Origin of the sequence: Micromonospora sp. C41 (assembly GCF_018070485.1) — a bacterium.
Classification (GTDB): domain Bacteria; phylum Actinomycetota; class Actinomycetes; order Mycobacteriales; family Micromonosporaceae; genus Micromonospora; species Micromonospora chalcea.
The window spans coordinates 178,208-197,971 of sequence record NZ_JAGPXP010000011.1; the positions used below are offsets into that span (position 1 = coordinate 178,208).

The following is a 19,764-nucleotide window of genomic DNA, read 5'->3' on the forward strand; positions in this document are numbered from 1 at the left end:
CGGCAGCCGTACCCCGATCGGCGGGTCAGTCACCCACGGCCTTGAACAGGGCGGCGACCTCCGCGTTCGTCAGCCGCCGCAGCCGCCCGGTGCGCAGGTCGCCGAGCTTGATCGGACCGATCGAGGTACGGATCAGGCGGGACACCGGGTGTCCCACCTCGGCCATCAGGCGCCGGACGATGTGTTTGCGCCCCTCGTGCAGGGTCAGCTCCACCTGGGCGGTTTTGCCGAGCGTGTCGACCAGCTTGAACCCGTCGACCTTCACCGGCCCGTCCTCCAGCTCGACGCCGGCGGCGAGGCGCTTGCCCAGGTTGCGCGGGATCGGCCCGGCCACCTCGGCGAGGTAGGTCTTGAGCACCTCGTACGACGGGTGCATGAGCTTGTGCGCGAGGGTGCCGTCGTTGGTGAGCAGGAGCAGGCCCTCGCTGTCGGCGTCCAGTCGCCCGACGTGGTAGACCCGCTGCTCCAGCCGCGCGCCGATGAAGTCGGCCAGCTCGGTGCGGCCCTTCTCGTCAGCCATGGTGGTGACCACGCCGCGCGGCTTGTTCATCGCCACGTAGACCAGGCGGACGTCGGCCTGGAGCCGCTCCCCGTCGACGACGATCACGTCGCGGGCCGGGTCGGCCTTGTCGCCGAGCTGCGCCACCCGCCCGTTCACGGTGACCCGGCGCCGGAAGATCAGGTCTTCACAGGCGCGCCGGGAACCCACCCCCGCGGCGGCGAGCACCTTCTGCAGGCGCTCGGCGCCCTCGTACACGGGGGCGTCGGGCTTCGGGGCACGGTCATCGCGTCGCATCGGCAAGCTCTTCTACGTCGTCGGGAAGGAACGGGGCCAGCGGCGGCAGGTCGTCCACCGAGTTCAGCCCCAGCTTCTCCAGGAACATGGTGGTGGTCCGGTAGAGGTAGGCGCCGCTGTCCGCTTCGGTGCCGCACTCCTCGACCAGGCCGCGACCCACCAGGGTACGGAGCACCCCGTCGCAGTTGACACCCCGGATGGCCGAGATGCGCGAACGGGTCACCGGCTGCCGGTAGGCGACCACGGCGAGGGTCTCCAGCGCGGCCTGGGTCAGCCGCACGGACTGCCCGTCCAGTACGAACCGCTCGACGTAGGTGGCGTATTCCGGCCGGGTGTAGAGACGCCAGCCACCCGCCGCCCGGCGCAGGTCGAACCCGTGCCCGGCGGCGGTGTATCCGGCGGCGATCTCGTCGAGCATCGCGCCGACCCGTTCCGGGGACTGCTCCAGGACCTCGGCCAGGACCAGCTCGCTGACCGGCTGGTCCACCACGAGCAGGATCGCCTCCAGGGCGCCGCGCAGCTCCGCGTCGTCCAGGACCGGCGCGGGCACCGGTTCCGGCGCGGCCCGCCGCCGTCCCCGCTTGGCGGGTACGCCCTCAGCACCCGCTCCCCCACCCGCCCCCGGCGCCGCGTCCCGCGCGGGCAGGCCGACGTCTCCCCCGGCGTCGTCCGTCCCGGCCTCTCCCGAGATTTTGGTACGGTCCCGCCCTCCGAGGGGCGTCCCCGTACCAAGATCCCCCTGAACCGTGGCGATCTTGGAAGGAATGGGCCCCTCTGAGGGCCCTTCGCTTCCAAGATCCGCCGAGGAATCCGGTGTCGCGTCGAGATCTGCTTCCCGGGAATCGGTGGTGTCCGGGATGTCGGGGTCCGGGTGCTCGGCCGGTGCGTCGGAATCGTCCGGGGCTGGCCGGGGCGGGGCGGGACGCTCCCACGGGGGCACCCATGCGGCGGCCTGGTCGGCCAGGGAGTCGCGGCGTTCCTGGTCGCTCATCCGTTCACTCCTGCGTCGGTGCGTGTTCGTCCGCCGTCTCGCTGGGCACTGCGGCGTCGGATGCGGCATCTGCGGCGACGTCGCCCGGCACGGCGGCGTCGCTCACCCCGGCGCCGACGTCGGCCGGAGCAGCCGCGGCGTCGGCCGGTGCGGCGGGGACGGACGTGGTCGTGGGTTCGGGGCTGCCGGCGTACTCGTCGACTGTCAGCTCGGCCTCGCCGTCGACCGGGCCGGTCCAGCGGACGGTCAGCTCCTCCAGCGCCTGCTCCTGCACGAACGCCACGAGACCCTGCCGGTACAGCTCCAGCAGCGCCAGGAACCGGGCCACCACCTCGAGCGTCATCTCACAGTCGGCGCAGAGCAGCGAGAACGTGGCGATCCCGGCGCGGCGCAGCCGGTCGGCGATGATGCCGGCGTGTTCGCGGACGCTGACCCGGACCATGTGCACGTGCGCGATGGACACCTCGGGCACCGGTTTCGGGCTCATCGCCTTGACCGCGAGCTTGCGCAGCCGCTCGGGACCGATGCCGAGCACCAGGTCGGGCAGCGCCTCGGCGTACCGGGGTTCGAGCGTGACCGCCCTCGGGTAGCGCCGTCCGCCGACCGCCTCCAGCTCGGCGATGTGCGCGGCGGCCTCCTTGTACGCCTTGTACTGCAGCAGCCGCGCGAACAGCAGGTCCCGCGCCTCCAGCAGCGCCAGGTCCTCCTCGTCCTCCACCTCGGCGGAGGGCAGCAGCCGGGCCGCCTTCAGGTCGAGCAGGGTGGCGGCGACGAGCAGGAACTCGCTGGTCTCGTCCAGGTCCCACTGGTCGCCCATCGCCCGCAGGTACGCGATGAACTCGTCGGTGACCTTGTGCAGCGCGACCTCGGTGACGTCCAGCTTGTGCTTGCTGATCAGCTGGAGCAGCAGGTCGAACGGGCCGGTGAAGTTGTCCAGCCGGACGGTGAAGCCACTGGTCTGCTCGCCGGTGCCCGCGTCGGCCGGCACCACACCGTCGACCTCGGCGGCCAGCTCCGCGGCTACGGCGGGGTCGCCGGCGCCGTGTGGCGGGTCGAGGGGCGGTGCGGTCACCGGGAAACCGTAGACGACGCGGCGGGCGGCCGGCGTGCGCCCTACCGGTCCGCCTGGGCGGCGATGACCTCCCGGGCCAGCTGCCGGTAGTTGCGCGCGCCGGAGGAGGCCGGGTCGAGGGTGGTGATCGGGGCGCCGGCCACGGTGGACTCGGGGAACTTCACCGTCTTGGTGATGACGGTCTGGTAGACCTTGTCGCCGAACGCCTCGACCACCCGCTGCAGCACCTGGCGGCAGTGGGTGGTGCGGCTGTCGTACATGGTGGCGAGGATGCCTTCGAGCTCCAGGTCGAAGTTGAGCCGCTCGCGCACCTTGTCGATGGTGTCCAGCAGCAGCGCGACACCGCGCAGGCTGAAGAACTCGCACTCCAGCGGGATGAGCACGCCGTGCGCGACGGTGAGCGCGTTGATCGCCAGCAGGCCCAGTGAGGGCTGGCAGTCGATCAGGATGAAGTCGTACTCTTTGCGGATGGTGCGCAGCACCCGCGCCAGGGCCATCTCCCGGGCGACCTCGTTGACGAGCTGGATCTCGGCGGCGGAGAGGTCGATGTTGGCGGGCAGCAGGTGCAGCCCGGCCACGTCGGTCTTGATCAGGACGTCCTCGGCGGTGACGTCGTCCTGCATCAGCAGGTTGTAGACCGACAGGTCCAGGTTGTGCGGGTTGACGCCCAGCCCGACGGAGAGGGCGCCCTGCGGGTCGAAGTCGACGAGCAGCACCTTGCGGCCGTACTCGGCCAGGGCCGCGCCCAGGTTGATGGTCGTCGTGGTCTTGCCGACGCCGCCCTTCTGGTTGGCCATCGCGATGATCCGCGCCGGGCCGTGCCGGTCGGTCGGCATGGGTTCGGGGATCGGCTTGCGCATGGTGTACGCGGCCGGGTCGGCGGGGCCGAGATCGGCGCCGAGCGTCGCCTGCTGCTCACGGAGCTCCGACGTCCAGGTCTCGGCACGGTCACCGTTTCCTGCCATGTCCTCGTTGCCCCCTCCCGACGACCACCCGGCGTCGGAGCCGTCCGACGTCCCTCGCGGCGCCGCTGCGCACCCCCGGTCCGTCGCACCTGGAGGCCCGCGCCGATGCCGACTGTACGCCACCGGCCAGCAGCGCGTTCGGTAGCGGGTCGGCGTGTCGGCGGCCCGTCGGCCAGGGCCGGCCACGTCGGCGCTCAGCGGGCGCGCGGATGCGCTGTCGCGTACACCTCGCGCAGTCGTTCCACGGTGACCAGTGTGTAGACCTGGGTGGTGGTCACCGACGCGTGGCCGAGCAGTTCCTGCACCACGCGCACGTCCGCGCCGCCGTCGAGCAGGTGCGTGGCGTACGAGTGGCGCAGCGTGTGCGGGGAGACCGCGTCGGGGCCGTCGACCGGCAGGCCGGCCCGGGCGGCGGCGGCGCGCAGCACGGCCCAGGCGCCCTGCCGGGTGAGCGGGCCGCCGCGGGCGTTGACGAACACCGCGTGGGTGCCGCGTCCGGCCGCGAGCAGCGCCGGGCGGCCCCGGACCAGCCAGGCGCGCAGCGCGTCGGCCGCGTACCCGCCGACCGGGACCAGCCGGGTCCGGCCGCCCTTGCCGCGCAGCAGCACGGTTCCGGCGTCCAGGTCGAGGTCGTCGACGGCGGCGCCGACCGCCTCGGAGATGCGCGCGCCGGTGCCGTACAGGAATTCCAGCAGCGCCCGGTCGCGCAGCGCGCGGGCGGCGGCGTCGCCGGTGCCGTCGGCCGGGCCGGCGGCCTCCAGCAGCCGCAGGACCGCGTCGACGGGCAGCGCCCGGGGCAGGCGGCGCGGCGGCGCGGGCGGGCGGACGTCGCGGCTGGGGTCGGCGCCGGTGAGCCCTTCGCGCAGCGCGAAGCGGTGCAGGCCGCGTACCGCGCTGGCGGCGCGGGCGGCGGAGGAGACGGCGAGCGGCGGGTGGTCGTCGTCGCCGGCGCGCAGCCGGGCCAGGTGGGCCTCGACCTGCGCGGGCCCGGCGGCGGCCAGGTCGTCCACCCCGGCGGCGGCCAGGGTGGCGAGGTAGCGGTCCAGGTCCCGGCGGTACGAGGCGAGCGTGTTCGCGGACAGCCCGCGCTCGACGGTGAGGTGGTCCAGGTACGTCCGGACCGCGCGGCGCAGGGCCGGCGCGGGTTCCGCGCCGGCCGCGCGCACGGCGGCGTCGGTCAGCTCAGCACCTCGTCCAGCGGCAGCACGTCCATGCCGTGCGCCTCGGCGACCGGGCCGTAGACGACCTTGCCGGCGTGGGTGTTCAGGCCCAGCGCCAGCGCCGGGTCGTTGCGCAGCGCGGCCTGCCAGCCCTGGTTGGCCAGTTCCAGGGCGTACGGCAGGGTGACGTTGGTCAGCGCGTAGGTGCTGGTGTTCGGCACCGCGCCGGGCATGTTCGCCACGCAGTAGAAGATCGAGTCGTGGACCTTGTAGACCGGGTCGGCGTGCGTGGTCGGGCGCGAGTCCTCGAAGCAGCCACCCTGGTCGATGGCGATGTCGACGAGCACGCTGCCCGGCTTCATCCGGGAGACCAGCTCGTTGGAGATGAGCTTCGGGGCCTTCGCGCCGGGCACCAGCACCGCGCCGATGACCAGGTCCGCGTCGAGCACTGCCCGCTCGATCTCGTACGCGTTTGAGGCGACGGTCTGCAGGTGGCCCCGGTAGATGGCGTCGGCGGAGCGCAGCCGGGCCACGTTCTTGTCCAGCAGCAGCACCTCGGACTGCAGGCCCAGCGCGATGGCGGCGGCGTTGAGGCCGGACACGCCCGCGCCGATGACCACGGTCTTGGCGGCGTACACGCCGGAGACGCCGCCGGGCAGCACGCCCCGCCCGCCGCCGGTGCGCATCATGTAGAAGGCGCCCACCTGGGGGGCGAGCCGGCCGGCCACCTCGGACATCGGGGCGAGCAGCGGCAGCGACCGGTCGGGCAGCTCGACCGTCTCGTACGCGATGCCGGTGACCTTGCGGTCGACCAGCGCGTCGGTGCACTCGCGGGAGGCGGCCAGGTGCAGGTACGTAAAGAGCACCTGTCCCTCGCGCATCCGGTGGTACTCCTCGGCGATCGGCTCCTTCACCTTGAGGACCAGCTCGGCGGTGTCCCACACCTCGTCGGCGGTGGCCAGGATCTTCGCGCCGGCGGCGGCGAACTCGTCGTCGGTGATGCTGGAGCCGACGCCGGCGCCGGCCTCGACGAAGACCTCGTGGCCGTGGCGGGTGAACTCGTTGACGCCCGCGGGCGTGATCGCCACCCGGTACTCGTGGTTCTTGACCTCGCGGGGGATTCCGACCTTCACGATGCAGACACCTTCCTCCGGGGCTGCTCACCCCCGACTGCGCGGCGCCGCGCCGGCTCCGTTGCCGGCGCGGTACACCGGTCCCGCCGGCGGCAGTCTAGAGCCGTGGGAAGCCCACGGACGGCGACACTGTGACATCCGGTGCCCGCTGGTGCTGACGGTGTGTCAGGCATGGGCCAGGCTGGCCGGTGGAGACGTCATCAGCCGACAGGACAGAGTTCGGCAAATATCCTTCCACGACCGGGGTGCCGGGGCCGACAGGACGCGAGTCGATCACTATTGTGTCCGCTCATGACCACTCCTTACCAGCAGTACCCGCAGGGCGTCTCGGACAAGAGCAAGGTCGTCGCGGGTGTGCTCCAGATCCTCCTCGGCGGCTTCGGCATCGGCCGGTTCTACATGGGCGACACCAAGACCGGTGTCATCCAGCTCATCGTCACGCTCGTGACGTGCGGCATCGGCGCGATCTGGGGCCTCGTCGACGGCATCCTGATCCTCGTCAACGGCGGTGTCGACGGGCAGGGCCGCCCGCTGCGCGACTGACCACCGCAACGGAAAGGGGCCGCCCGGCGCAGAGCGCCGCGCGGCCCCTTCGTCGTCGGTTCCCGATCAGCGCGGCAGCGGCGCCTCCGGCCGGCGCAGCTCGGTGAAGCCGGTCTCCCGGGCGCGGGCCGCGGCGAGCAGCCCGGCCACGCAGGACGCGTTGGTGATCTCACCGGCCAGCACCATCCGCACCGCCTCGTCCAGGTCCACGCGGACCACCTGGAGGTCGGCCTCCTCGTCGTGCCGGTCGTGCCGCTGCTCCGCCGGTACCTCGGCCAGCTCGCGGGCCAGGAACACCCGGACCACCTCGTCGGAGAAGCCGGGCGAGCTGTGCAGGTCCACGAGCACGTCCACGCGCGCCGCGGTCAGGTCGGCCTCCTCGGCCAGCTCCCGCAGCGCCGCGGCGGCCAGGTCCTCGCCGCCGACGTCCATCAGCCCGGCGGGCAGCTCCCACAGGTGCCGGCCGACCGGGTGCCGGTACTGGCGGATCAGCACCACCTGACCGGCGTCGTCGAGCGCCACCACGGCGACCGCGCCGACGTGCCGCACGTAGTCCCGGGTCGCCTCGCCGCCACCGGGCATGGTGACGTCGTCGCTGACCACCGAGAAGATCCGGCCGGACCAGATCTGGCGGCGCGCGGTCACCTCGTACCGGTGCTCGACGCCGCTCACTTGGCCTGGGCCTTGGCGCCGCCGCCGCGGCCGGCCTTCTTCGCCGCGCCGTCCAGGTCCACCGGCAGCTGGTCGGCCTGCGAGTACGCCACGGCGGCGCCGACGAACGCGGCGAACAGCGGGTGCGGGCGGGTGGGGCGGCTCTTCAGCTCCGGGTGCGCCTGGGTGGCCACGAAGAACGGGTGCAGGTTGCGGTCCAGCTCGACGAACTCCACGAGCCGCCCGTCCGGCGAGGTGCCGGAGATCGTCAGCCCCGCCTTGGTGAGCTGGTCCCGGTAGGCGTTGTTCACCTCGTACCGGTGGCGGTGCCGCTCGCTGACCTCGGTGCTGCCGTACGCCTCGGCGACGATCGACCCCTCGGCGAGCTTCGCCGGGTACGCCCCGAGCCGCATGGTGCCGCCCAGGTCGCCGCGGCCGGCCACGATGTCCTCCTGGTCGGCCATGGTGGCGATGACCGGGTGCACGGCCTCCTCGTCGAACTCCAGGGAGTTCGCCCCGTCGAGGTTGGCCAGGTGGCGGGCCACCTCGATGGTCATGCACTGCAGGCCGAGGCAGAGGCCGAGCAGCGGGATGCCGTTCTCCCGCGCGTACCGGGCGGTGCCGACCTTGCCCTCGATGCCGCGTACGCCGAAGCCGCCGGGGATGACGATGCCGTCGACGCCGGACAGGGCGGCGGCCGCGCCGGCCGCTGTCACGCAGTCGTCGCTGGGCACCCACTTGAGCTTCACCCGGGCGCGGTGGCCGAACCCGGCCGCCCGGATCGCCTCGCTCACCGACAGGTACGCGTCGGGCAGGTCGACGTACTTGCCGACGAGCGCGACGGTGATCGTGTGCCGCGGCTGGTGCACCCGCTCCAGCAGGTCGTCCCAGCGGGTCCAGTCGACGTCGCGGAACGACAGGCCGAGCCGGCGCACCACGTACGCGTCGAGGCCCTCCCGGTGCAGCACCTTCGGGATGTCGTAGATGCTCGGCGCGTCCGGGGCGGCGGTGACCGCCTCCCGGTCGACGTCGCAGTACAGCGACAGCTTCTCCTTGACCTTGTCCGGGATCTCCCGGTCGCAGCGCAGCACCAGCGCGTCGGGCTGGATGCCGATGCTGCGCAGCTGCGCCACCGAGTGCTGGGTCGGCTTGGTCTTCAGCTCGCCCGACGGCGCCAGGTACGGCACCAGCGACACGTGCAGGTAGAAGCAGTTGTCCCGGCCCAGGTCGTGGCGGATCTGCCGGATCGACTCCAGGAACGGCAGCGACTCGATGTCGCCGACGGTGCCGCCGACCTCGGTGATCACCACGTCGGGCACCTGGCCGTCGGCGTCCGGGTCGGCCATGCCGCGGATGCGGGCCTTGATCTCGTTGGTGATGTGCGGGATGACCTGCACCGTGTCGCCGAGGTACTCCCCGCGCCGCTCCTTGGCGATCACCGCCGAGTAGATCTGGCCGGTGGTGACGTTCGCCTTGCCGGAGAGGTCCCGGTCGAGGAACCGCTCGTAGTGCCCGACGTCGAGGTCGGTCTCGGCGCCGTCCTCGGTGACGAAGACCTCGCCGTGCTGGAACGGGTTCATCGTCCCGGGGTCGACGTTCAGGTACGGGTCGAGCTTCTGCATCACCACGCGCAGTCCGCGCGCGGTCAGCAGACTGCCGAGGCTGGAGGCGGTGAGGCCCTTACCCAGCGAGGAGGCGACGCCCCCGGTGACGAAAATGTGCCTGGTCGTCCGTGCTGTAGGGGCCAAGGCCTGCTCCCGTGTCGTCCGTAGCGGTCGTGCGAACCGCCGTGCCGATCAGACAAGTGATCACGCGATCCACGGGATTCCACGGTAACACCATCCGGACCGTGAGCCGGCGTCGCACCCGCTGTCGGCGCACGTGAGGCCCGTGCCGGCCCTCCCCCGGCCCTCTTCCGTGCCCGTCCGGGCCCTTGATCGACACCACCCCGCCGATGTGGTGCCTTCCACAGGGCCTTGACCCCGCCACCTCCCCGATCTGGCGAGGGCGCGCGCGGGGGGCGGCACGCCCGCGGGGCAGCGCGGGCCGGATCAGCCGGCGGGGACCTCCGAGGAGGCCGGGGTCGGCTGTGCGGGGACCCGCGCCCCGGCGCCGGGCGATGCGTTCGGCGTTTCCGTGCCGGCCGGGCCCTGCCGACCCGGTCCGGCCGGCTCCCCGGCCTCCCCCGGATCGCCCACACCGTCACCGGCCGGACCGTCGCCCGCCGACCCACCATCACCAGCACCGTCGCCAGCACCGTCACCGGCCGACGGAGCACCGTCAGGCGGGCCGCCGGCAGCGGGGCCGCCTCGGGAAGGGCTGTCCGGGCCGCCCGGTGGTACCGCGTCCGTCTCGCCGCCAGGGCGGCCGCTGTCGGGCAGCGTACGGTCGGTGGAGTGGTCGAGCACCCGCAGCGCCGACAGCGCCGCCATGGGCACCACGAGCGCCGCCGCCGCGCCGGCCACGTCCAGCGCCGAGCCGCCCAGCACGCCGCCCAGCCCGACGGCCACGCCGGTGCCGGCCATCGCGGCCCGGATCGCCGGGTAGATGCCGAACAGCCGCATCAGGCCGCCCCACGGCTGCAGCAGCGCCAGCCAGACCAGCGCCGCCCCGGCCAGGGCCAGCACGGTGAGCGGGCTGTTCACCAGCGTCTGGATGTTGGAGTCGCCGGAGCGGTGCACGGTGAGCCCCCCGGTGCCGTCGCCGAGCGCGGCCAGGAACCGGCCCAGGCTTCCCCGCTCGTCGGCGGGACGGCCCAGGTCGACCAGGGCGAAGCCGATGGTGACCGCGAGCGCGGCCATGGTGGCCCAGGCCAGTCGGCTCACGGTGAGCCAGCCGCCGGTGCAGATGGCGGCGGCGACGCTGACGCCGGCGGTGAGCGCGATCGCGCCGATCGAGTCGGCGCCCAGGTACGGGCTGCCCACGATCACCACTGCCAGTCCGCCGACGGCCACCATCACCATCGGCCGCCAGCCCTTGCGGAACCGCTGGGCGAGCCAGCCGCCGCACAGCAGTGATCCGGCGACGAACACGCCCAGCCCGACGGTGCCGAGCCCGGCGTACCGGCCACCCTCCAGCGCGGAGTACCCGACCACGCCGTTGAGCTGCAGCCGGGAGCCGGTGAGCACGTCCACGCCGACCACGAGCGTGGCCAGCCCGGCGACCGCGCCGAGCGGGCCGAGCGTGCGCTCGTGCCCGGGGCTGAACCGGACCAGGGCGGTGCCGCCGACGACGAGCAGCGCGGTCACCGAGGCGTACCAGACGCCGGCGTGGCTGCCGCGCCACCAGGGCACGGCGTCGGCCAGCAGCGCCGCGGGCACGGCCAGCGCGGCGGCGATGAGCAGCAGCTCCACCACGGCGACGACGCGCCGGGACACCGGTTCCGGTCCGTGCGGGCCGGCGAGGCGGCGGGCCCGGCGTAGCAGCGGCAGCACCGCCACCGCGAGGGCCAGCTGGGCGGCGGCTAGCAGGGTGAAGAACCAGCCGGCGACGCGCCGCTGGGCGGCGGCCTCCCGGTCCGCGTCGGCCGACGCCTCGATCGCGGCCCGCAGGTCGTCGGGCCGGTCGTCGGCGGTGACCGCGGGACGGCCGACGAAGGCCCGTTCCGGGGCCGGCCGGTCGAGTACGGCGAGCACGGTCGGGGCCAGGTCGACCAGTTGCAGGTAGCCGGATCGGGCGGTGCTCGGCGAGGTCAGCCAGCCGCCCGTCCAGCCGGGGCCGTCGGCGATCGCGACGTGCAGCCGCGCCGGGTTGTCGGTGTCGGAGACGCCCGCGACCAGCACCAGTGAGCGCGGCGGCCGGGCGGCGAGGACCCGGGCCAGCCGGGCGTCGGCCTGCCGCGCCTGGGCGGCCCGTACGGCCGGGTCGTCGTCGTCGACGGTGCCGGCGTCGACGATGCTCAGCACGCAGGAGCCGAGCAGTTCCGCCGGGTTCTCGGGCAGCGTGGGCGCGTACCTGTCGACCCGGCCGTACGGACGGGCGGCGGCCCCGGCGGCGCCCGGCCCCACCGCCACCGAGCAGCGCACCGACTCGGCCAGCGCGCCGGGCTTGGCGCCCCAGGCGAGCTGGACCGGGTGCTGCGCCCCGACGCGGGGCGGGTCGGGCAGGTTCGCGCCGATGCCGTCGGGCCGTTCCACAGTCACGCCGGCCGCCGGGCAGCCACCGCCCGGACGGGCGCCCGGCCAGGCGGCGAAGTTCCCGGCGCCGAGGGTGAGCCAGCCGTCGACGGGGCAGGTGGGCCGGTGCGCGGACCGCACCGACAGGGAGCCGATCGCGCCCTGCTCGGCCATCCGCCACAGCGTCGGCGTGTTCTCCGGGTCGACGTCGTCCCAGCGCAGGCCGGCCGCGCCGACGAGGACCACGAAGTCGGCGCCGGGCCGGTCCGCGCCGCGGTCCGGCCGGGCGGCCAGCGCGGTGATGCCCAGCGCCACCACGACCAGGGTGAGCAGGACCGGGGTCAGTCGGCGCAGCATCAGCGGTTCCCGGCGGAGTGCTGCGGTGTCAGCTCGGCGTAGAGGTCGGCGAGCGCGGCCACGGTGTCCGCCTCGGTGGGCCAGGTCGCGGCCCGGGCCAGGCCGCGCCGGCCCACCTCGGCCCGGCGTACGGGGTCGTCGAGCAGGTCGCGCACCGCCGCGTCGACGGCGTCCACGTCCCCGGGCGGCACCAGCACGGCCCCGTCGCCGACGAGCTCCGGCAGCCCGCCGACGGCGGTCGCGACGAGCGGTACGCCGGCCCGCAGCGCCTCCTGGGCGAACAGCTGCCGGGCCTCCCAGTCGCTGGTCACCACGGCGAGGTCGGCGCCGGCCAGCAGGTCCGCCACGTCGGTGCGGTGCCCGAGCAGCGTCACCGGCGCGCGGGCGGCCGAGATCCGGGCGGCCAGCGGCAGATACGCGGGTCCGCTGCCGGCGATCACCACGACCGGGGCGGGGATACGGGTGCGCCAGCGGGCGGCGGCGTCGATGAGCACGTCGTACCGTTTCTGCGGGTGCAGCCGGCCCACCGAGAGGATCAGCGGGCGGTCGGCGGTGACGCCGAACTCGGCGCGGACGGCGGCGCGGCGGCGGCCCGGCGGCGGCAGCGTGGGCGCGGCGACCGGGGCCAGGCGCGCGTCGGCGGCGCCCAGCGCGGCGGCGCGGTCGACCAGGTCGGCGGAGGCGCCCAGCGCGACCCGCACGGACCGGGCGACGATCCGCTCGACCAGCCGGGACGCCGCGCCGCGCAGCCCTTTCGCGAGGACCGCGTTGTGCCAGGTGACGACGAGCGGCGCGGTGGGGCGGGCGAGCGCCGCGACCAGGCCGGCGCGCAGCCCGTGCGCGTGCACCACGTCGACGGGTGTGTCCGCGAGCGCCCGGCGCAGCGCGGTGACCGCGCGCGCGTCGCCCGGCGTGGGGCTGGCCGGGATCTCCACCGGGGTGAACCGGGCGCCGACGCCGGTGAAGCCGAACTGCTCCTCGGTGGCGGCCGGTCCGCACACCAGCACCGACGCTCCGGCCTCGGTGAGTCCCCCGGCGATCGAGCGCACGTGCTGCCCGACCCCGCCGGTGCTGGAGGCGAGCACGAGGGCCACCGACCCGGGCCAGCGCGGTGCGGGCGAGGCGTCCGTCATGAGGAAACGGTCTCCTTTCCGTCGCCCCGCTCGCCGGGGTGCTGCTGCGCCGGCGGGCCGTCGTCCCCGCCGGCCGGGCGTCGCCGGCGCAGCCGGCGGGTCACGGTCGCGAGCAGCGGCCGCAGGTCGCGGGCGTCGGTCAGCCAGGCGACGGCGAGGAACAGGACACCGACCACGACCCCGGACAGCATGCCCTGCGCGAGGGCCTGCGGTGTCGTCGGGGTGCCGTCACCGAGCCCGGCGAGTCCCGCCGCGACGGCCGCCCCGCCCGCTCCGGCGACCACTGCGGCGAGCAGTCCGGCGGCGCCGGCCCGGCCGATCCCGGCGAGCGCCTCGCCGCCGGCGGCACGCCGGACCGCGACGATCAGCAGCGCGCCGAGCAGCACCATGCCGGCCGACGTCGCCAGCGTCACCGCGAGGACCCGGTCGGCCAGCGGCAGCGCCTGGGCGAACAGGAGGGCGAACGCGGGCACGCTGAGCCATCCGAGCGCGGTCGCGACGGTGGCCGCGCGGGTCTCGCCGCGGGCGTACAGGGCGCGGGTGAGGACCGCGAACAGGCCGTAGCCGAGCAGGCCGGGCGCGAACCCGGCGATCCCGGCCGCGGCGGTACGCGCGTCCAGCGGGTCGGCGAAGAAGAAGTGCCCGACCGGGATCGCGGTGCCGACGAGCGCGGCGGCGCCGAGCAGGCTGAACAGCACCACGCCGCGTACCGCCGGGGCGAGCGTGTCCCGGTAGGCGCGCTCGTCGCCGGTGGCCCGGGCCGCGACGAGCGTCGGATACGCGGCCACCGCCAGCGGCACCGCCAGCACCGCCCAGGGCAGGAAGTAGACGGTCTGGGCGAGGTTGTAGACGCCGACGTCGGCGGTCCGGCCGTAGGTGACCTGGTTGAGCGCTACCACCAGGGCGATCTGCTGGGCGGCGACGGTGACCACCCCGGCGACGGCCAGGCCGCCGACCCGGGCCCGGGCGTCGGCCGGGAACCGGTAGCCCGGCCGGATCCGGAGCTTCAGCCGGCGCAGCGGGATCAGCAGCGACAGCGAGAGCACCACCACGCCGAGTGTGGTGCCGGCGGACAGCAGCAGCTCGCCGCCGCGCCCGGCCTCGCCGATCGTGGCCAGCCGCCCCTCGGTCGCGGTGAAGGCGAGGTAGACGCCGATCACGCTGATGCTCGACAGCAGCGGCGCGATCACCGGCCAGGCGAACCGGCGGTGCGCCTGGAGCACCCCGGTGAGCACGATGCCCACGCCGTAGAGCGGCAGCTGCGGCGCGAAGACGCGCAGCATCCGGGCCCCGGACGCCTGCTGCGCCTCGCTGAGACCGTCTCCGATCAGGCCCGGCAGCGGGTCGGCGAAGATCGCCACCAGCACCGCCAGCGGCACCAGCAGCGTCAGCGTCCAGGTCAGCAGCGCGCCGGTGGTGGCGGCCACCGCACGCCGGTCACCGGCCTCGACCGCGCCGGCCAGCAACGGTACGACGAGACTGGCCAGCGCCCCGCCCGCGACGATCTCGAAGATGAAGTTCGGGACGTAGTTGGCCACCAGGTAGGCGCCACCGAGGTCGCTGGTGGACAGCGTCCAGGTGAACACGGCGGTGCGGCCGAAGCCGGCGAGCCGGCTGACCACGGTGAGCACGGCGATGAGGGCGGCCGCCCCGGCGACGCGGCCGGCGGCGGCGAGAGGTGCCGGTTTCGTCACGTCAGTCGGGCAGCCGGCCCAGTTCGTCGAGGTGCCGCAGCCCCGGCGTGGACGCGATGACCTGGGTGAAGCTGACCTTCTCGCTGGCGGCGGTGAGCGCGGCGAGCACGGCCAGCACGCCGGCGCGGCCCAGCGGCCCGGTACGCGCGGCCAGGCTCACGCCCAGCAGCGCACCGAGCGCGTTCGCGCCGCTGTCCCCGACCATCACCCGTTCGCCCAGGTCGTCCCCGACCAGCGCGGCCGACGCGCCCACCGCGCCCGCCGCGATGCCGCCGTGCGGGCCGGTGGTCAGCGGCGCGCCGAGCAGCATGCCGGACTTCAGCGCCCGGCCGGGCCGCAGGTCGAGCAGGTTTACCAGGTTGGCGGTGCCGGCCACCACGCCGGCGCCGAGCAGCACGTCGAGCCCGCGGCCGACCGCCCCGGCGCGCCGGCGGCGCGGGTGCGCGGCGACCCGCCGGTCGGCGGCGAGCAGCGCCGCGGCGGCGAGCCCGGCCACGCCGACCCCGGCGACCTTCACCAGCCCGGCGGTGACCTGGCCCTCGCGCAGCGCGGCGAGGTGCCCGGCGAAGCCCTTGGCGGCCTTCTGCTCGGGGCGTGCGCCGACCACGTCGTCGTAGAGGCCGACCGCGCCCGCACCGAGTCCGGCGACGAGCGCGGCGGCGCCGGCCGGTGCGCTGCCGGCGCCCAGCGCGCCGCCGGTCGCCGCGCCCACGGCGAGGGCCGGACCGGCGGCCAGGGTCACCGTGCGGCCCCGGTAGTTGGTGCGCTCCAGCGCCGGCCCGCCCGGCGACGTGCGCGTCTGGCGCAGCGTGTAGCGGGCGGCCAGCACCCCCGCGCCCACGGCGAGCAGCCGACCCAGTCTCACGGGACCTCCTCGATCCGGACTTCGAACGCGACGCGGCACGGACCGGGCGGCCCGAGCGGTCACCGGGGCAGTGTAGGCACCCGGGAGGCGGCGTTGTCGCCCACGCCGTACTGGCCGGTCTTCTTCTCGGTGAGCTGCTGCGCCAGGGCGAGGCTGGTGGCCAGCTGGCCCTGCACGGTGTTGGCGTTGTCGACGGTGGAGATGGTCTGCGACAGCACCGGGTCGCCGCGGACCACGGAGACCAGGTTCCCGCCGGTCGAGCCCATGCCGGCGACCACCAGCGCGCCGGCCCGGTCGAACTCCACGGCGATCTTCACCACCGACTCGTCCTTCTTGGCCGAGTCCTTGTCCACGTACGGCTGGCCGGTGACCATCACGACCGCCTCGGCGGCGGTGGAGATCTTGTCCGCCGGGGTGAGGTAGCCGGCGGTGGCGTACTGCTCCAGCACCGTGCGCCGGTCGGTCTCGCTGGCCGCCGGGGTGCCCGCGGGACGGTCGACCAGGACGTTCGCCAGCAGCGCGCTCGAGGTCTCCACGCCGTGCCCGTTGCCGGGCAGGTTGATGGCGGGGGACGTGTTCGGCCGGGCGGTGACCGCCAGTTCCAGCAGGTTGTTGTTGCTGTCCGGGTTGACGAACTTGTCCTGCACGTCGATGCGGCCGGTGACGTCCGCGCCGGCGGTCTGCAGCATCTTCACCACGCCCTCGGCCTGGTCGCGGCCGCTGGGCAGGGTGAGCACCAGCACCCGACGGCCGGTCAGCTTGCCGGGCAGGACGAGCTGGGCCACCTCGGCGGCGAAGTCCTCCTCGGTCTCCAGCTGCTTCTGCATGCTGTTGACCGACTGGCGCATCAGCGAGTTGTCCTTGCGCAGGCCGTTGACGTTCTCCCGGAGCGAGTCGGCGACCGGCCCGTTGAGGGCGGCCGTGCCGACCACCAGGCCGATCGCCAGCGCCAGGAACACCGCGGTCAGGGACACCACGTGGTAGCGAAAGTTGATCACGCTTGCAGCCTCTTGATCGTCGGGGGAGCTAGAAGAGCTGGCCGAGCTGGAACACGAAATTGTCCCACCATTCGGAGACCACGCCCAAATACGCCTTCCCGACGGTGGAGACCGCCACCGCGGAGGCCATCGCGGCCACCGCCGACAGGACCAGCAGCAGCAGCGACGAACCGGAGATGCTCTGCCGGTAGAGCCGGCTGACGCCCTTGGCGTCGACCAGCTTGCCGCCCACCTTCAGCCGGGTCAGGAACGTCGACGCCATGCCGCCGCGCCCCTTGTCCAGGAACTCCACCAGGGTGGCGTGGGTGCCGACGGCCACCAGCAGCGACGCGCCCTTCTCGTCGGCCAGCAGCATGGCGAGATCCTCGCTGGTGGCCGCCGCCGGGAACGTGATCGCCGGTACGCCGAGCCCGTTGACCCGGGCCAGGCCGGGCGCCCGCCCGTCCGGGTAGGCGTGCACGATCACCTCGGCGCCGCAGCGCAGCACGTCGTCGGTGACCGAGTCCATGTCCCCGATGATCATGTCCGGGGTGTAGCCCGCCTCGACCAGCGCGTCGGCCCCGCCGTCGACGCCGATCAGCACCGGCTTGAACTCCCGGATGTACGGGCGCAGCACGTCCAGGTCGGCCTTGTAGTCGTAGCCGCGCACCACGATCAGGCAGTGCCGGCCCTGGACCTGGGTCTGGATCTCCGGCACGCCGACGCCGTCGAGCAGCAGGTCACGTTCCTGCCGCAGGTAGTCCATCGTGTTGGCGGCGAACGCCTCCAACTGCACCGACAGGCCCTCCCGGGCGTCGGCCATCGACTTGGCCACGGTCTCGGCGTCCTGCAACGTGCCGTGCGCGACCGGCTCCTCGCCGACGAACACGGTGTTGCCCTCGATGCGGACCCGGTCACCCTCGCGGACCTGCTCGAAGACGCTCTCGCCGAGATCGTCCAGCAGCGGGATGCCGGCCGAGATCAGCACCTCCGGGCCGAGGTTGGGATAGCGGCCGGAGACCGACGGCTTGGCGTTGAGCACCGCCGCCACACCCACCGCGACGAGCGAGTCGGCCGCCACCCGGTCCAGGTCGACGTGGTCGATGACCGCGATGTCGCCGGGGCGCAGCCGCCCGACCAGCCGTTTCGTCCGGCGGTCGAGGCGCGCGGTGCCGACGATGGAGCCCGGCTCCGGGTTCCGGCTCCGGCGCAGTATGGGTAGACGCATCGTGACCATCCTGGCATGTGAGGCAGGTTTTGCTGTCGCGACATGCCTGAGCAGGGCCGCCTACCCAGGGAAGCACACCGGAACCCGCGCCGGTGTGCTTGCGCTCACAATCGGGGTATCACGGACGCCTTTCCTTGGCCGCCACGGCCAGGAGCTCCTCGGCATGGGCGATACCCAGATCCGAGTCCGGCAAACCGGCGAGCATCCGGGCCAGTTCCCGGGCGCGCTCGGTGTCCTCCACCACGCGCACCCCGCTCGTGGTGACCGCTCCCCCGGTGTCCTTGGCCACCACCAGGTGCCGGTCGGCGAACGCGGCGACCTGCGGCAGGTGGGTGACCACGAGCACCTGATGACTGCGGGCCAGCCGGGCCAGCCGGCGGCCGATCTCCACCGCGGCCTGACCGCCGACACCCGCGTCGACCTCGTCGAACACCAGCGTGGGCGGGCCGCCGGAACCGGCGAAGACCACCTCGATGGCGAGCATCACCCGGGACAGCTCGCCGCCGGAGGCGCCCTTCTGCAACGGCAGCGCCGGCGCGCCCGGGTGGGCCAGCAGCCGCAGCTCCACCTCGTCGGCGCCGTCCGCGCCGACGCCGGTCTCGACGCCGTTGACCGGCAGGCTCGGCTCGGACCGGCCCGCCGGACGCGGCAGCACCGCCACCTCGATCCGGGCGTGCGGCATGGCCAGCCCGGCCAGCTCGACGGTGACCTCCTCGGCGAAGCGGACCGCGGCCTCCCGCCGGGACGCCGACACCCGGCCGGCGAGGTCGGCCACCTCACCGGCGAGCCGGGTGGCCTCGCGGTCCAGCTCGTCCAGCAGCTCGTCGGAGGTGTCCAGATCGGACAGCCGCGTGCGGGCCCGCTCGGCCCACGCCACCACGCCGTCGACGTCGTCGGCGTACTTGCGGGTGAGCCCGCGCAACGCGGCCCGCCGCTCGTAGACGGTCTGCAGGCGGGCCGGGTCGGCGTCCAGCGCGGCCAGGTAGGTGGACAGCTCCGCGGCCACGTCGGTGACCAGCGTGGCGGCCTCCTCCAGCCGGGCCGCCAGCTCGCCCAGCGCCGGGTCGGTGCCGGCCTGCGCCTCCAGCGTGCGCCGCGCGGTGCCCAGCAGCGCCGCCGCGTCCGGCGTGTCGTCGGCCGCCTCGACGCCGCCGGCCACGCACTGCTGCGCCACCTGCGCGGCGGTACGCAGCCCCTCGGCGTGCTCCAGCCGCTGCGCCTCCGCCTTCAGCTCGTCGTCCTCCCCCGGCTGCGGATCGACCCGGGTGATCTCGTCCAGGCCCAGCCGCAGCAGGTCGGCCTCCTGGTTGCGTTCGCGCGCGTTGCGCCGCCGGTCGGCCAGGTCGTCGACGACCGTGCGCCACCGGGCGTACGTCTCGCGCAGCGCGTCGAGCAGCTTCTCGTGCTCCGGCCCGGCGAACCGGTCGAGCGAGGCGCGCTGCTCGGCCGGGCGCAGCAGCCGCAGCTGGTCGGACTGGCCGTGCACGGCCAGCACCTGCTCGCCGACCTCACCGAGCGTGGACACCGGCATGGCCCGCCCGCCCAGGTGCGCGCGGGAACGCCCCTCGATGGTCACGGTGCGGCTGAGCAGCAGCGAGCCGTCCTCGTCGGGCTCGCCACCGGCGTCGACGATGCGGGCGTGCACCGACTCGGCCACCCGCCCACCGAGGCGCAGCCGGCCCTCCACCACGGCGCGGCCCGGCTGGGCGCGCACCCGGCCGGCGTCGGCGCGGCCGCCGAAGAGCAGGCCGAGGCCGGTCACCACCATGGTCTTGCCGGCGCCGGTCTCGCCGGTGATGACGTTCATCCCCGCGGCCAGCGGCAGCGTGGTGTCCTCGATGACGCCCAGTCCGGTGATGCGCAGCTCTTCCAGCACAGCACCCGACAGTAGCCCCGCCGTGTGACAGTTGACCAGCCGGCAGGTCAAGCCGCGGGCACCCGACCCCGGACGAGGAGGAGCTCCACCGCAGCCCGGTACGGGCGGACACGGCCCGGGCCGGTGAGTTCGCGCAGCGGCTGGGCCGCCGACCGGCCGTGGTGGACGGTCGCACCGCGACCTGCCCACTGGTGCACGGCGGCCGGCC

16 protein-coding genes are annotated in these 19,764 nt (G+C 74.5%); 1 reads left to right on the forward strand and 15 read right to left on the reverse strand.

The genetic code is table 11. The annotated features are described in order from the left end of the window. Positions 1 to 25: 25 nt before the first annotated feature. The 6 genes from KBX43_RS14880 to ald form a co-directional block, all read right to left on the reverse strand. A complete protein-coding gene (locus KBX43_RS14880) occupies positions 26 to 796 on the reverse strand; it encodes a pseudouridine synthase (RefSeq protein WP_043324891.1) in 771 nt (256 codons plus the stop codon). Next, on the reverse strand, positions 783 to 1,787 hold the full coding sequence (scpB, locus tag KBX43_RS14885) for an SMC-Scp complex subunit ScpB (protein ID WP_082930961.1): 1,005 nt from the start codon (positions 1,785 to 1,787) through the stop codon (positions 783 to 785). Before scpB ends, KBX43_RS14880 begins: the two co-directional genes overlap by 14 nt. Positions 1,788 to 1,791: 4 nt before the next feature. Next, on the reverse strand, positions 1,792 to 2,859 hold the full coding sequence (locus KBX43_RS14890; RefSeq protein WP_069089181.1) for a ScpA family protein: 1,068 nt from the start codon (positions 2,857 to 2,859) through the stop codon (positions 1,792 to 1,794). Between the two features lie 41 nt (positions 2,860 to 2,900). Next, complete coding sequence (locus KBX43_RS14895) at positions 2,901 to 3,824, reverse strand: ParA family protein (protein WP_013285595.1); 924 nt, start codon at positions 3,822 to 3,824, stop codon at positions 2,901 to 2,903. 194 nt (positions 3,825 to 4,018) lie between these two features. After that, on the reverse strand, positions 4,019 to 4,990 hold the full coding sequence (locus tag KBX43_RS14900; RefSeq protein ID WP_064446394.1) for a tyrosine recombinase: 972 nt from the start codon (positions 4,988 to 4,990) through the stop codon (positions 4,019 to 4,021). 11 nt (positions 4,991 to 5,001) lie between these two features. Further along, positions 5,002 to 6,117 carry an alanine dehydrogenase gene (gene ald / locus KBX43_RS14905; RefSeq protein ID WP_064446395.1) on the reverse strand — a complete coding sequence of 372 codons (1,116 nt, stop codon included), beginning with the start codon at positions 6,115 to 6,117 and terminating at the stop codon, positions 5,002 to 5,004. 171 nt (positions 6,118 to 6,288) lie between these two features. Here ald and KBX43_RS14910 point away from each other — a divergent pair, with 171 nt between their 5' ends. Continuing rightward, the gene (locus tag KBX43_RS14910; protein WP_307851531.1) at positions 6,289 to 6,660 is read left to right on the forward strand and encodes a TM2 domain-containing protein; all 372 of its coding nucleotides are present in this window, start codon (positions 6,289 to 6,291) and stop codon (positions 6,658 to 6,660) included. A 66-nt stretch (positions 6,661 to 6,726) separates the two neighbouring features. Here KBX43_RS14910 and KBX43_RS14915 read toward each other — a convergent pair whose 3' ends face one another. From KBX43_RS14915 to recN, 9 genes are all read right to left on the reverse strand, one after another. After that, a complete protein-coding gene (locus KBX43_RS14915; protein WP_043324895.1) occupies positions 6,727 to 7,332 on the reverse strand; it encodes an NUDIX hydrolase in 606 nt (201 codons plus the stop codon). Continuing rightward, complete coding sequence (locus KBX43_RS14920; RefSeq protein ID WP_043324896.1) at positions 7,329 to 9,059, reverse strand: CTP synthase; 1,731 nt, start codon at positions 9,057 to 9,059, stop codon at positions 7,329 to 7,331. The genes KBX43_RS14915 and KBX43_RS14920 overlap by 4 nt, the downstream gene beginning before the upstream one ends. Before the next feature lie 303 nt (positions 9,060 to 9,362). Continuing rightward, positions 9,363 to 11,783 (reverse strand): hypothetical protein, encoded by a 2,421-nt coding sequence (locus KBX43_RS14925; RefSeq protein ID WP_210884980.1) that lies wholly within the window; start codon positions 11,781 to 11,783, stop codon positions 9,363 to 9,365. Then, a complete protein-coding gene (locus KBX43_RS14930) occupies positions 11,783 to 12,916 on the reverse strand; it encodes a glycosyltransferase family 4 protein (protein WP_210884982.1) in 1,134 nt (377 codons plus the stop codon). Before KBX43_RS14930 ends, KBX43_RS14925 begins: the two co-directional genes overlap by 1 nt. Next, positions 12,913 to 14,610, reverse strand: a complete 1,698-nt coding sequence (gene murJ, locus KBX43_RS14935; RefSeq protein WP_043324898.1) for a murein biosynthesis integral membrane protein MurJ — start codon at positions 14,608 to 14,610, stop codon at positions 12,913 to 12,915. Before murJ ends, KBX43_RS14930 begins: the two co-directional genes overlap by 4 nt. Position 14,611: 1 nt before the next feature. Beyond that, positions 14,612 to 15,475 (reverse strand): hypothetical protein, encoded by an 864-nt coding sequence (locus KBX43_RS14940; RefSeq protein ID WP_166457682.1) that lies wholly within the window; start codon positions 15,473 to 15,475, stop codon positions 14,612 to 14,614. Positions 15,476 to 15,534: 59 nt separating this feature from the next. After that, a complete protein-coding gene (locus KBX43_RS14945) occupies positions 15,535 to 16,473 on the reverse strand; it encodes a copper transporter (protein WP_069089175.1) in 939 nt (312 codons plus the stop codon). 28 nt (positions 16,474 to 16,501) lie between these two features. Then, on the reverse strand, positions 16,502 to 17,680 hold the full coding sequence (gene steA / locus KBX43_RS14950; RefSeq protein ID WP_043330324.1) for a putative cytokinetic ring protein SteA: 1,179 nt from the start codon (positions 17,678 to 17,680) through the stop codon (positions 16,502 to 16,504). Between the two features lie 118 nt (positions 17,681 to 17,798). Further along, positions 17,799 to 19,556 carry a DNA repair protein RecN gene (gene recN, locus KBX43_RS14955; RefSeq protein ID WP_210884984.1) on the reverse strand — a complete coding sequence of 586 codons (1,758 nt, stop codon included), beginning with the start codon at positions 19,554 to 19,556 and terminating at the stop codon, positions 17,799 to 17,801. Positions 19,557 to 19,764: the final 208 nt, after the last annotated feature.